Below are 12527 nucleotides of genomic sequence, written 5' to 3' on the forward strand. Positions count from 1 at the left end.
CCCGCCCCGGCCGCGCCGCCGGCGATGGGCCCGCACGGCGGTCAGCCGATGGCCCCGGTCGGCGGTATCCCGCAGCCGCCGCAGCAGGGCATTCCGCAGCCGCCCAACGGTCAGGTGCCCGGAGTACCCGGACAGCCGCAGGGTAAGTGAGGCCGGTCTCGGAATCGATTGCGCCCGTGACGATCTCACCTCCCAGCGGCTCCACGCACGCCCCGCCCTCGTTCCGGCAGGGGCAGTTGACCGATCCGCGGTTGACGGCGGCGTTGAAGACGCTCGAACTCACCGTGCGCCGCCGCCTCGACGGCGTGCTGCACGGTGACCACCTGGGCCTGATCCCGGGGCCCGGCTCCGAACCCGGCGATGCCCGCATGTACCAGCCGGGCGACGATGTGCGGCAGATGGATTGGTCGGTCACCGCCCGCACCACCCACCCGCACGTGCGGCAGATGATCGCCGACCGGGAGCTCGAGACCTGGCTGGTGGTCGACCTGTCGGCCTCGCTGGATTTCGGTACCGCGCTGTGCGAGAAGCGGGATCTGGTGGTCGCCGCGGCGGCCGCGGTCACGCATCTGACCAGCGGCGGCGGCAACCGTATCGGCGCCGTGATCTCCAATGGCCAGCAGTTGATCCGCATTCCGGCCCGCAGCGGCCGGGTGCACGAGCAGGCCATGCTGCGCAAGATCGCCACCACCCCGCACGCCCCAGACGGGGTGCGCGGGGACCTGCGCGACGCCATCGAGGCGCTGCGGCGGCCGCAGCGCAAACGCGGTCTGGCCGTGGTCATTTCCGACTTCCTCGGGGATATCGACTGGCAGCGTTCGCTGCGCGCCATCTCCGGCCGCCACGATCTGCTCGGCGTCGAGGTGCTCGATCCGCGCGATCTGGATCTGCCGGATGTCGGTGACGTGGTCCTGCACGACCCGGAGTCGGGCCGGACCCGCGAGTTCAGTGTGACCCCCACGCTCCGTGCCGATTTCGCGCGCGCGGCCCAGCAGCACCGTGACCAGGTGGAGGCTGCGCTGCGCAGTTGTGGTGCGCCGGTGATGACCCTGCGCACCGACGGCGACTGGATCGCGGACGTGGTGAGATTCGTGTCGACCCGGCGCCACACCTTCGGCGCCTCGACTGCCGGACGGGTGCCGCGACAGTGACCATTGGCGATTTGACCTTCAGCCTCTCGCATTTCGTCGACCAGAACTGGCTGGCCTTCCTGGTGGTGTTGGCCGTGATCGCGGTGCTCTACGCCGTGATGCAGCGGCGGCGGCGAAAGCACATGCTGCGCTTCACCAATATGGATCTGCTCGAGAAGGTGGCGCCGGCGCAGCCGCGGCCGTGGCGGCACATCTCGGTGGCGCTGACCCTGGTGGGCCTGATGTTCCTGACCTTCGCCGCGGCCGGTCCGACGGCCGCGAAGAAGGTGGCGCGCAACCGTGCCACGGTGATCCTGGTGATCGACGTGTCGCTGTCGATGGAGGCGACCGATGTGCCGCCGAGCCGAATCCAGGTGGCCAAGAAGGCCGCCAAGGAATTCGCCGACGGACTGACCCCGGGCATCAACCTGGGCCTGGTCACCTTCGCGGGTACCGCCTCGGTGCAGGTGTCGCCCACCACGAACCGGGAGGCGGTGAAGGCGGCCATCGACAATATGAAGCTGGCCGAGCGCACCGCCACGGGCGAGGGCATTCTCACCGCCCTGCAGTCCATCGACACCCTGGCCTCGGTGCTGGGTGGCGCGGAGAAGCCGCCGCCGGCGCGCATCGTGCTGATGTCCGACGGTAAGCAGACCGTCCCGGATGACAAGGACACCGAGAATCCGCGCCACGGCTTCACCGCCGCACGATTGGCGAAGGAGAAAGGCGTTCCGGTGTCGACCATTTCGTTCGGCACCACCTGGGGCACCGTCGAGATCCCCGATCAGGACGGCAAGGGTTCGCAGCGAGTGCGTGTGCCCGTCGACGACGACTCCCTGCGCGAGATCGCGAAACTCTCCGGCGGTGACTTCTACACCGCCTCCACCCTCGAGGAACTCAAGGCTGTCTACGACACTCTCGAGGAGCAGATCGGCTACGAGATGACCATGAGCGATGCCAGTAAGCCATGGTTGTGGGCCGGCTTGGTGGTGACCGCCATCGGCGTTCTGACCGCTCTGCTCTATCGTCAGCGTCTGCCGTAAATCGGTACCGCGCGCCGAGTCCCGAACACGAACAGATAGGTTTGCGTCTATGTCGAACATCACATCCCGGTCGGTACTGGTGACCGGCGGTAACCGCGGCATCGGTCTCGCGGTGGCCCAGCGCCTGCTCGCCGACGGCCACAAGGTGGCCGTCACCCATCGCGGGTCCGGTGTGCCGGAGGGTCTTTTCGGCGTGAAATGCGATGTGACCGACAGCGAGTCGGTCGATCGCGCGTTCACCGAGGTGGAGGCGCACCAGGGTCCGGTCGAGGTGGTCGTGGCCAATGCGGGCATCGTGGACAACACGCTGCTGATGCGCATGACCGAGGATTCGTTCTCGAAGGTCATCGACGCCAACCTCACCGGTGCGTGGCGAGTCGCCCAGCGCGCCAACCGCAATATGCTCAAGAACCGTTTCGGCCGCATCGTGTTCCTCGGCTCGGTCGTCGGGCAGATGGGTTCGCCCGCGCAGGTCAGCTACGCGGCGTCGAAGTCGGGTCTCATCGGTATGGCGCGTGCCATCACTCGTGAGGTCGGCAAGCGCAACATCACCGCGAACGTGGTGGCGCCCGGCCTGATCGACACCGACATGACCCGTGAGGACATGACCGAGGAGATGCGCAAGAACGTCCTCGAGTTCATCCCGGCCGGTCGGATCGGCGAGGCCGAGGATGTCGCGGCGGCGATCAGCTTCCTCGTCTCCGACGACGCGTCCTACATCTCCGGCGCGATCATCCCGGTCGACGGCGGTATGGGCATGGGCCACTGAGCGTTCCGCTCAGGCCCGACCCAGAAACCCTCAGCCCCCAGCATTTTCGACAACGAGGAGAACCGACCACCCCATGGCTGGATTGCTCGACGGCAAAACCGTCCTCATCACCGGCATCATCACCGATTCGTCCATCGCCTTCCACGCGGCCGCGGTCGCGCAGGAGCAGGGCGCGAAGGTGATCATCACCGGCATTCCGGAGCGCCTGCGGCTCATCGACCGCATCGCCAAGCGGCTGCCGCAGGAGGTCCCCCCGGCCATCGGCCTGGACGTGACCAATGAGGAGAACCTCGCCGAGCTGGCCGACAAGGTCCGCGAGCTGGCCCCCGAGGGCATCGACGGTGTGCTGCACTCGATCGCGTTCGCGCCGCGCACCCTGATGGGTCCCGAGGCCCTGCCGTTCCTGGACGGCCCGGGCGCCGACGCCGCCAAGGCGTTCGAGATCTCGGCGTGGTCGTACGCCTCGCTGGCGCGCGCCGTGCTGCCGGTCATGAACGAGGGCGGCTCCATCGTGGGCATGGACTTCGATCCGCGCACCGCCATGCCGTACTACAACTGGATGGGTGTGGCCAAGGCCGCGCTCGAGTCGGTGAACCGGTACGTGGCGCGAGAGGTGGGCGAGGCCAAGCGCGTTCGCTCCAACCTGATCGCGGCGGGGCCGATCAAGACCCTCGCGGCCAAGGCCATCGCGGGCACCGCCACCGATGACGCCAAGCAGCTCAACATGCTCAACACCTACTGGGACGGCGCGAGCCCGATCGGCTGGGACGTCGACGACCCGACGGTGGTCGCCAAGTCCGTGGTCACCCTGCTGTCGGATTGGCTGCCGGGCACCACCGGGTCGATCATCTACGTCGACGGTGGCGCCTCGCACAACACCTGGTTCCCGGCCGACGGTTTCGGCGCGAACTGATTCACCGGCACGTTTTCGAGTAAGGAGGAGAGCAGTGGCTGCGGAGCCCACGGCTCATGAAGTGGACGCCCTGCTACTGCTGTCCTTCGGCGGTCCTGAGCGCCCCGAGGACGTGATGCCGTTCCTGGAGAACGTCACTCGTGGTCGGGGCGTGCCGCCGGAGCGTCTCGCCGAAGTCGCGCAGCATTATCTGCACTTCGGCGGGGTCTCGCCGATCAATGCGCTCAACCTCGACATCATCAAGGCGATCGAGGCCGAATTCGCTTCCCGCGGCATCGATCTGCCGGTGTATTTCGGCAACCGCAATTGGCATCCGATGGTCGAGGAGACCGTGGAGCGCATGCGCGCCGACGGAATCCGTTCCGCGCTGGTGTTTCCCACCTCGGCGTGGGGCGGGTATTCGGGTTGCCTGCAATATCACGAGGACATCGTGCGCGCCCGGACCGCGGTCGAAGACGCACCGGATCTGGTGAAACTACGCCAGTATTTCGACCATCCGCTGTTCATCGACGCTTTCGCGGACTCGATTCGCGCGGCCGTCGCGGAATTGCCCGCGGACAAACGCGAGAGCGCGCGCTTGGTTTTCACGGCGCATTCGGTGCCGAATTCCGCCGATGCCGCCTCCGGCCCGCCCACCGAAACCAACCTCTACAGTCGCCAGGTCGCCGAGGCGGCCCGCTTGTGCGCGGCCGCAACCGGTTTCGACGACTACGACCTGGTGTGGCAGTCGCGTTCGGGCCCGCCGCAGATCCCGTGGCTGGACCCCGACATCGTCGACCACATCGACGCGCTGTCAGAGCGCGGCGTGGACGCGGTCGTGGTGTGCCCGGTCGGCTTCGTCTCCGACCACCTCGAGGTGATCTGGGACCTCGACAACGAGGCGAAAGACCGTGCCGCCGAACTCGGTATGGCCTTCGCCCGCGCCGCCACCCCCGGCCCGGACCCGCGTTTCGCGCGAATGGTGGCCGAGCTGGTGGAGGAGCACACCGCCGGGGCCACCCCCGCGCGTCTGAGCGAAATGACCGGTCTGGGTTGTACCCGCAACGGCGCTCCGTGCGTGGTCGGCTGCTGCGCGCTGCCGCCACGCCGCCCCGCGGTCGCGCCGACGTCCGGCGAATTGTAGTCTCGCCCAGGTGACTACACCCGGACGCGGAACCACCCAGCAACGCCGCCAGCCCGCCCCGAGCGGAAATGCCGCCCGCAAGCGCACTTTCGGCCCGCCGGACATGTTCGTCTGGGCCCCCGTCCTGACCCTCTTCCTCACCGCCGGAATCGTCGGCACCATCGGCCAATCCATCGGCTTCGCCTCGATCTTCGTCGTCGTCGCCGTGATCATGGTCATCGCCGACATGTTCTTCAACCGCTGAACGGGCTCACTTCAGGACGTTGACCGCGCGGGCGATGACGAGGCTGACGGTGATCAGCGAAACCGCGGATTGCACCATCATCAGTGTTTTCGCCCAGCGGGACATAGGCATGACATCGGTCGGGCTGAATGCCGTTGCGTTGGTGAACGACAGATACAGGTAGTCGGGGAATTCGGGCTCCCATTCCGGGTCGGTGAGGTCCGGGTTCTGCATCTGGACCCACAGGAAGTCGGGGTAGGGCTTGCGGGCGTGGGCGCGTGCGGCGGGGCCGCCTCGGTCGAAATCCCAGTACCAGAGGGCGAAGACGAGCACATTGGTCAGCCAGATCGCGCCGCCGGAGGCCAGCAGTCCGGCCGCGTTGTTGGAGACCGAGCCGTTGATCAGTCCCTGCACCAGGTGGTACACCGCCCACACCAGGGCGAAGCCGAGCACTCCCATCAGCGCGAGGCTGAAGCGGCGCAGCCACATTTCCTCGCGGTCGATCCGGAACGGGCTCGCGGCGATCATGATGATCATCAGCGTCAGCCCGATCACTGGGACGATCCAGCGCGGTCCCACCGTGTATTGCTCGGGCAGGAAGAGCTGAACCACCAATATCCCGAGGATGGTGGCGGTGGCCGCCCAGCGGGATTCCCCGGCCGTGCGTCGCGCCCAGGCGGGAACCGGGTTGTCGTCGGTGCTGTTGTTCTCGGCCGTGCTCACGCGAGTGAGTATGCCTTCCGTCCGAGAAGTGACAGAACTATGACGCGGGGTTGAGCGCGGACTTTCCAACGGGCAGGGTGGGTTGTAGCTGAGGCCGATACAAGGAGGTCAAGTGACACGGGAGTACAACCGCAATCCGGCGGCCGTGGCCGCACTGTCGCCTGAGCAGTACCACGTCACCCAGGAGAACGGGACCGAGCGCGCGTTCACGGGGGAGTACTGGGACAACCACGAGCCCGGCATCTACGTGGACGTGGTGTCCGGGGAGCCGTTGTTCGCCTCGGTGGACAAGTTCGAGAGCGGATCGGGGTGGCCGAGTTTCACCAAGCCGATCGACAAGGGCAATGTGGTCGAGAAGAAGGACCGCAGTCACTTCATGGTGCGCACCGAGGTGCGGTCCAGTTTCGGTGACAGCCACCTCGGGCACGTGTTCACCGATGGGCCACGGGACGCGGGCGGACTGCGCTACTGCATCAATTCCGCGGCGCTGCGGTTCATTCGCCTCGACGAGCTCGAGGCGCAGGGTTACGGGGAGTACAAGTCTCTGTTCACGAAGGAGGAAGCGTGACCGACACACGGACCGCGATCTTGGCCGGCGGGTGTTTCTGGGGCATGGAGGATCTGATCCGGCGGCAGCCGGGGGTGCTCTCGACCCGGGTGGGCTACACCGGCGGTCGCAATGACAACCCGACCTACCGCAACCATCCCGGGCACGCGGAGGCCGTGGAGATCGTCTACGACCCCGACAAGACGGATTACCGTGCGCTGCTGGAGTTCTTCTTCCAGATCCACGATCCGAGCACCAAGGATCGGCAGGGCAATGACATCGGGACGAGTTACCGCTCGGCCATCTTCTATCTCGATGACGAGCAGAAGCGGGTCGCCGAGGACACCATCGCCGATGTGGACGCCTCGAAGCTGTGGCCCGGCAAGGTGGTCACCGAGGTGACCCCGGCCGCCACGTTCTGGGAGGCCGAGCCGGAGCATCAGGACTACCTGCTGCGCTATCCGGACGGTTACACCTGCCACTTCCCGCGACCGGGCTGGAAGCTGCCCAAGCGCGCGACCGCGTAGCGAGACCGCTGACGGCGGGTCTCACCGGGTTCGTCCCGGTGGGGCCCGCCGTTTCCGTTGAGAGGGATTCTTGAAACTAGTTGCGGTGAAACTAGTTGTATGGATACTATGGTGTTGTGATCGCGAGGGCGATCGAACGAACTTCTCGGAGGGCAGTAGTCGTGAGCGGAATCAAGACGGCGTTGATCATCGGTGGCGGCATCGCGGGACCGGTTGCGGCGCTGGCACTTCAGAAGGCGGGCATCCAGGCGTCGGTGTTCGAGGCGTATGAGAATGCTGCCACCGATACCGGCGCGATGCTCACCGTCGCACCCAACGGTCTTGCGGCACTGGGCATCATCGGTGCGGACAAGCTTGTCATGGCGGCGGGCACCCCGCTGCACAGCATGGTCATGGAGACCGGGGCCGGTAAGCAGCTCATGCGAGTGGACACCCTGCCGGGCCTGCCACCCAGCTGCACCATGCTGCGCGCCGACCTGTTCCGCGCCCTGCACGATCACGCGGTCGCCAACGGCATCGAATTCCAGTACGGCAAGCGGCTGGTCGATATCGAGCAGTCCGAGACCGGCGTGGTCGCCGTCTTCGCCGACGGTTCCACCGCCGCCGGGGACATCCTCATCGGCGCGGACGGCATCCACTCGACCGTGCGCACGCTGATCGACCCCGACGCGCCCGGCCCGGAATACACCGGCCTGATGAGCTTCGGCTTCGGTGAATTCACCCCCGAGGGAACGCTTTCCGCCGGCGGCGAAGGTGAGATCGAGGCCATGCACTTCGCCTTCGGCAAGCGCGCCTTCTACGGCTACTGGCGGCAGCCCGATGGCAAGCACGTGTTCTTCAGCAACTTCCCCCAGGCCGAACCGATGACCCTCGCCGAGGCCAAGGCCGTCCCCGCCGAGGAATGGCTGACCAAACTGCGGGCCGCCCACATCGGCGACACCCCCGGCGAGCGCCTGTTCGCCGAGACCAGCGTCGACCAGATGATCGTGACCGGCCCGATGGAGCGGATGCCCCACGTGCCCAATTGGTTCCGTGACCGCGTGGTCCTGCTGGGCGACGCCGTCCACGCCCCGTCCTCGAGCTCCGGCCAGGGTGCCTCGCTCGCCATCGAATCAGCTATCGAACTGGCCCGCTGCCTGCGCGACATCGACGACCCGGCAAAGGCTTTCGCCACCTACGAGTCCCTCCGCCGCCCCCGCGTCGAAGACATCTCCGACAACGCCGCCAAAACCAACAACGGCAAAACCTCCGGCCCCGTAGCCAAGGCCCTCTTCGGCCTGATCATGCCCATCGCCACCCGAACCTTCCTCCAGCCCGAAAAGATGTTCGGCCCCGTCCACCGCTTCGTCATCGACTGGGACCAGCCGGTCGGCTGATCCCGCTGACCCCGCGCAAGCGGGACTGATCGGCCGTGAAACCTCGGGTGAGGCAGTACCGTTGGGGCCATGGGACTTTCGGCGGCGGAAGTGTTCGATGGGCTCGGCAAGGATTATGAGCAGGCGTTCGCGGGATTGACCGCGCAGCGTGAGGAAGTCGACTGGCTGCTGACCCAGCTGCCGGACGCGGCGCGGGTGCTCGATGTCGGATGTGGGACGGGGCGGCCGACGGCGGAGATGCTGGTGGCGGGAGGGTGTGAGGTCACGGGATGCGATGTGTCGCCGGGGATGATCGAGATCGCTCGCTCGCAGGTGCCGGGGGCTCGGTTCGAGGTCGCGGATCTGCGGACGCTGTCGTATCCGGCCGGGACCTGGGACGCGGTGGTGGCGTTCTTTCCGCTCCTGCAACTGACCCGCGCGGAAATCGATGCCGCGCTGGGGAAGTTCGCGGACTGGCTGCGGCCGGGCGGGGTCTTCCTGTTCGCTACCGTGCCCGCCGACATCGAGGGCTTGGATATCGAATTCATGGGTAAGGCGGTCACGGTCAGCAGTTATCCGGTCGACGAGTTCGAGCGGCGGCTGACCGGCGTGGGTTTGGAGATCGTGCGGGCGCGGGTGGTCGAGTTCCTGCCCGACCATCCGTCGGCGATCACGGAGCACGATCTGTTCGTGGCCGCGCGCCGCATCGCCTAGCCGGACGGCTCAGCGTCGTAGCGTGCGGTACCCGGCCCACACCAGCAGGCCCGCGCCCGCCACCACGAGAACGCCGCCCAGATAACTCCATTCGGAGTGCCCGGTCATCGGTGACCCGTGCAGGGAACCCATGCCTTGCACGATCCAGATCCCGCCGACGAGGCACAGCAGCAGGCCGAGTGCGGCCGAAACGATTCGCCCCATGACAACTCCTCGCTAGCGTGACCTCAGCATAGGAGTTCGGGGTGTTCCGTGGGCGGTCCGACGGGACTAAGCTGGACGCAGACCGAGCATCGATCTTCCGGCAACCCACTGGCAGCTGGTTCCGGATCCCGTGCCACGGTCACGAATCCGCCGGAGAGCGCAGTGTGCGTGGATGTCACGTCGGTCGAGGGGTGCCCCTTCCTGACGCTCTTGTGGCCGTGCCGAACTGAGGTATGGCCATGACAATCTCCGAGAAGTCTCCCGTCCGCCGCCGTCTGGCCCGCGCTCTCGTCATGGGCTCGCTGGCCATCCTGCCGATCGGCTTCGCCGCGCCCGCGCTGGCCGGTTCGGTCTCGTTGGTGGACAACGACCATGACTGGCGCCAGGACTGCGATCACAACGGCCAGTACAGCTGGCAGAACGACCGCGGCCGCATGCAGTGGACCGACTGCGACCACGGCCGCGGCCACTGGGAGTGGCGTGACAACGACTGGCGCTGGCACCACGACCGCGACGACGCCCCCGCCCCGCAACCCTGGAACCCCTTCGGCAGCCTCTGACCACCCGCGCCCCTCCCCGCGGGCCCACCCGGCGCGCGGGGAGACACTCCTGCCGCCACTATGATCGGTGCCAAGGAGCGCAATCGGATTCGTACGACGTGCGAGAGAGTCGAGCGTGCTTGGCGATGAACGTGTCACGGCCGCGCACTCACACAACGCGGATTTCTGGACTCGATATCCTCGACGCCGGTTGCGGCGAAGGACAATTGGCACCGTCGGTGCAGCAATTCCACTCCCTCGAGGCATACATCGCCATGCTCACCGAGGCAGGCTTCGTGAGGATCGATGACCACGATTATCGGCGGTGGTATCGCGGGCATCGCGCTGGCCGGGGCGCTGGCGCGCGCGCACGACAAGGTCACGCTGTACGAGCGGCAGAATGCCGAGAGTAGCGGGGGCGGGGGTGCGTTCTTGTTCCTCGATCAGCGTGGTCACGACGCGTTGACCGGACTGGGCGTGGATATTGCCGAATTGCACGCGGCTTCGCACGCCGTCACCGGGCTGGATTACACCAACAGTGCCGGGGTCCACAGTGCCCGCCAGGATGGTGGGCATCGATTCTGGCTGCACCGCAACCTTATTCGCGTGTTGACGCAGTTCCTGGAACGGTCTGGCGCCGAGGTGCATTACGGAGGCGGTGTCACCGATTTCGAGGTGACGCCGGGCTCCTGCACGCTGCACCGCGACGGTGGACAGCCCGTCACCGTCGTCGACGAGTTGGTAATCGGTGCGGATGGGATCGACTCGGTCGTCCGTTCGCGCCTCGAACCGGCACGGCGGCCCACCTATTCCGGCGACGTCGTGCTGTACGGCATGACCACCACCCGGCTGCGGCTCGACACCACACCCGATGTGCTCCACTTCTACGCGGAAGTCACCCCGGAAGGGCCGGGTAGCACGTTCGGGCACGTCTGGTCACCGGCGGAAGACACCACCGCCCTGTGGTTTCTGCGCCTTCCCCGGGTCCCACTCGACCGCGACGACCTGGGCCTGCGACCGGTCGACGAATGGGCGACCACGATCCTGGACGCCGCTCCTCACAACCGCGGCATGCTGGAAACCCTGCTTGCGCACACCGATTCGGTGCACGTCTCCAACGCTCGTGATGTTCTGCTCGACGAAGCGCGCGAGCCGGGCGGACAGGTGCTGCTGGTCGGCGACGCCGACCACGCCATCACCCCCGCCGCCGGGATCGGGGCCCGCGATGCCGCCGAGGACGCTCATGCGGTCTACCAGGCGATCCGCGCCGGCGACGATCCCGGCGCGGCTATGGCAGCGCGGCGCGCGAAGATACTGGCAGACCGGGAAAACGCGCGACGCGTCAACCCCCGCGCCCGCGGATAGGTCGCGCGTCCGATTGGTTTGAGGTCCGGTGATATTCGTGAATCGTCGGCGATCCGATCTGTAGGGCCAGCAGCGGCACTGGGTTTCGGGGTGGGCTGCTTGTGGACTTGTGTGCTGTGCGCGGGGAATGGATCTGGGTGATCGCAACGCGTTTGTGACGGGTCCAAGACGGTTAGCGTCGGCAAGGACGAGTGTGGCTTGGTGCTGTGGCACCGCTTCGCGGAGGGCATGTGATGAGCGATCGATTGCCGATCATCGATATTTCACGATTTCGGGGGACTGCTGGGGAGCGGGCCGCGTTCCTCGATGAACTGCGTTATGCCGCACATGAAGTCGGGTTCTTCTATGTGGTCGGGCACGGGGTGCCGGAGGAGTTGACCTCGGGAATCTTCGAGGTGGCGCGGCAGTTCTTCGCGCTGCCGCGGCAGCAGCGGCTCGAGATCGAGAACATTCACTCGCCGCAGTTCCGCGGCTACACCTCGACCGGGCACGAGTACACGGCGGGTGCGCCGGATCGGCGGGAGCAGATCGATATCGGGCCCGAGCGCGAAGCGCTCCCCGCGACCGCCGGGGATCCCGCCTGGCAGCGGTTGATCGGCCCGAATCAGTGGCCGTCACAGCTGCCGCAGCTGCGCTCGGTCACCCTCGCCTGGCAGGCGGAGGCGTTGCGGGTGAGCCGGGAAGTGTTGCGCGCCTTGGCTGTCGCGCTCGGCCAGGACGAGGGCTACTTCGATGCCTGGTTCGACGCGGAAGCCTCCACGCACGTGAAGATCATCCATTACCCGGGCCGGGACTCCGACGGCTCCGACCAAGGCGTGGGCGCGCACAAGGACTACGGCTACCTGGCGCTGCTGCAGCAGGACGAGGTCGGCGGTCTGCAGGTCCAGGGCCCGGACGGCTGGATCGACGTGGAGCCGCTGGCGGGCAGCTTCGTTTTCAATATCGGTGAGATGCTCGAGATCGCCACCCAGGGATACCTGATCGCGACCAAGCATCGCGTGGTGAGCCCGCCCGCCGGGGTGGACCGGTATTCGGTGCCGTTCTTCCTGGGGCCGCGGCTGGACGCGGTGGTCGAACCGCTGGTCCTCCCGGCGGAACTCGCCGGGCAGGCGCGCGGGGTGAGTACGGACGCCGACAATCCGCTGCTGGCCCAGTTCGGTGAGAACGCCGTGATCGGCTGGCTCCGTTCACATCCCAAGGTGGCCGAGAAATGGTGGTCCGACGTGCTGGAGGCCCGGCGATGAGTCGCGACTGGTCCTTCCAGACCCGGCAGATCCATGCTGGTGCGCAGCCGGATCCGGTCACCCGAGCACGGGCCGTGCCGATCTATCAGACCACCTCCTACACCTTCG

At 66.9% G+C, this 12527-nt stretch carries 15 protein-coding genes; 13 read left to right on the plus strand and 2 right to left on the minus strand.

What is annotated here, in order from left to right; all coding sequences use genetic code 11:
• The first annotated feature begins 176 nt into the window (after positions 1-176).
• From ACWELQ_RS21200 to ACWELQ_RS21225, 6 genes are all read left to right on the plus strand, one after another.
• On the plus strand, positions 177-1151 hold the full coding sequence (locus tag ACWELQ_RS21200) for a DUF58 domain-containing protein (RefSeq protein WP_452398770.1): 975 nt from the start codon (positions 177-179) through the stop codon (positions 1149-1151).
• Positions 1148-2173, plus strand: a complete 1026-nt coding sequence (locus ACWELQ_RS21205; protein WP_452398771.1) for a VWA domain-containing protein — start codon at positions 1148-1150, stop codon at positions 2171-2173. The genes ACWELQ_RS21200 and ACWELQ_RS21205 overlap by 4 nt, the downstream gene beginning before the upstream one ends.
• Before the next feature lie 49 nt (positions 2174-2222).
• Positions 2223-2942 (plus strand): 3-oxoacyl-ACP reductase FabG1, encoded by a 720-nt coding sequence (gene fabG1, locus ACWELQ_RS21210; protein WP_040807521.1) that lies wholly within the window; start codon positions 2223-2225, stop codon positions 2940-2942.
• Positions 2943-3015: 73 nt separating this feature from the next.
• Positions 3016-3855: an NADH-dependent enoyl-ACP reductase InhA gene (gene inhA, locus ACWELQ_RS21215; protein ID WP_157387901.1), complete on the plus strand. Its 840-nt coding sequence runs from the start codon at positions 3016-3018 to the stop codon at positions 3853-3855.
• A gap of 34 nt (positions 3856-3889) precedes the next feature.
• A complete protein-coding gene (locus ACWELQ_RS21220) occupies positions 3890-4978 on the plus strand; it encodes a ferrochelatase (RefSeq protein ID WP_452398772.1) in 1089 nt (362 codons plus the stop codon).
• Between the two features lie 10 nt (positions 4979-4988).
• Entirely contained in the window at positions 4989-5222 is a 234-nt protein-coding gene (locus ACWELQ_RS21225; RefSeq protein WP_452398773.1) for a hypothetical protein, read from the plus strand.
• Between the two features lie 6 nt (positions 5223-5228).
• Here the strand turns inward: ACWELQ_RS21225 and ACWELQ_RS21230 are convergent, their stop codons facing one another.
• Positions 5229-5924: a hypothetical protein gene (locus ACWELQ_RS21230; protein WP_452398774.1), complete on the minus strand. Its 696-nt coding sequence runs from the start codon at positions 5922-5924 to the stop codon at positions 5229-5231.
• 112 nt (positions 5925-6036) lie between these two features.
• On the opposite strand from ACWELQ_RS21230, the gene msrB reads away from it, so the two are divergent.
• The 4 genes from msrB (at position 6037) to ACWELQ_RS21250 (ending at position 9067) form a co-directional block, all read left to right on the plus strand.
• Entirely contained in the window at positions 6037-6492 is a 456-nt protein-coding gene (gene msrB / locus ACWELQ_RS21235; protein WP_452398775.1) for a peptide-methionine (R)-S-oxide reductase MsrB, read from the plus strand.
• Positions 6489-6998 (plus strand): peptide-methionine (S)-S-oxide reductase MsrA, encoded by a 510-nt coding sequence (msrA, locus tag ACWELQ_RS21240; protein ID WP_452398776.1) that lies wholly within the window; start codon positions 6489-6491, stop codon positions 6996-6998. Before msrB ends, msrA begins: the two co-directional genes overlap by 4 nt.
• Before the next feature lie 161 nt (positions 6999-7159).
• Positions 7160-8374 carry an FAD-dependent monooxygenase gene (locus ACWELQ_RS21245; RefSeq protein ID WP_452398777.1) on the plus strand — a complete coding sequence of 405 codons (1215 nt, stop codon included), beginning with the start codon at positions 7160-7162 and terminating at the stop codon, positions 8372-8374.
• Between the two features lie 69 nt (positions 8375-8443).
• Positions 8444-9067 (plus strand): class I SAM-dependent methyltransferase, encoded by a 624-nt coding sequence (locus tag ACWELQ_RS21250; protein WP_452398778.1) that lies wholly within the window; start codon positions 8444-8446, stop codon positions 9065-9067.
• A 9-nt stretch (positions 9068-9076) separates the two neighbouring features.
• Here ACWELQ_RS21250 and ACWELQ_RS21255 read toward each other — a convergent pair whose 3' ends face one another.
• Entirely contained in the window at positions 9077-9271 is a 195-nt protein-coding gene (locus tag ACWELQ_RS21255) for a hypothetical protein (protein ID WP_452398779.1), read from the minus strand.
• A 239-nt stretch (positions 9272-9510) separates the two neighbouring features.
• On the opposite strand from ACWELQ_RS21255, the gene ACWELQ_RS21260 reads away from it, so the two are divergent.
• The 3 genes from ACWELQ_RS21260 to ACWELQ_RS21270 all read left to right on the plus strand — a co-directional run bounded on the left by ACWELQ_RS21260 (position 9511) and on the right by ACWELQ_RS21270 (position 12419).
• Complete coding sequence (locus tag ACWELQ_RS21260; RefSeq protein ID WP_452398780.1) at positions 9511-9831, plus strand: hypothetical protein; 321 nt, start codon at positions 9511-9513, stop codon at positions 9829-9831.
• A gap of 285 nt (positions 9832-10116) precedes the next feature.
• Entirely contained in the window at positions 10117-11175 is a 1059-nt protein-coding gene (locus ACWELQ_RS21265) for an FAD-dependent oxidoreductase (protein ID WP_452398781.1), read from the plus strand.
• A gap of 233 nt (positions 11176-11408) precedes the next feature.
• Positions 11409-12419 (plus strand): isopenicillin N synthase family dioxygenase, encoded by a 1011-nt coding sequence (locus tag ACWELQ_RS21270; RefSeq protein WP_452398782.1) that lies wholly within the window; start codon positions 11409-11411, stop codon positions 12417-12419.
• Positions 12420-12527: the final 108 nt, after the last annotated feature.

The organism is Nocardia sp. NPDC004722 (genome assembly GCF_053601505.1).

What these genes read in the sequence shown, in the direction of transcription:
- fabG1 (WP_040807521.1), top strand. Translation starts at nt 2,223, where the DNA reads ATGTCGAACATCACATCCCGGTCGGTACTGGTGACCGGCGGTAACCGC.
- inhA (WP_157387901.1), top strand. Translation starts at nt 3,016, where the DNA reads ATGGCTGGATTGCTCGACGGCAAAACCGTCCTCATCACCGGCATCATC.
- ACWELQ_RS21250 (WP_452398778.1), top strand. Translation starts at nt 8,444, where the DNA reads ATGGGACTTTCGGCGGCGGAAGTGTTCGATGGGCTCGGCAAGGATTAT.
- ACWELQ_RS21255 (WP_452398779.1), bottom strand. Translation starts at nt 9,271, where the DNA reads ATGGGGCGAATCGTTTCGGCCGCACTCGGCCTGCTGCTGTGCCTCGTC.
- ACWELQ_RS21260 (WP_452398780.1), top strand. Translation starts at nt 9,511, where the DNA reads ATGACAATCTCCGAGAAGTCTCCCGTCCGCCGCCGTCTGGCCCGCGCT.
- ACWELQ_RS21265 (WP_452398781.1), top strand. Translation starts at nt 10,117, where the DNA reads ATGACCACGATTATCGGCGGTGGTATCGCGGGCATCGCGCTGGCCGGG.
- ACWELQ_RS21270 (WP_452398782.1), top strand. Translation starts at nt 11,409, where the DNA reads ATGAGCGATCGATTGCCGATCATCGATATTTCACGATTTCGGGGGACT.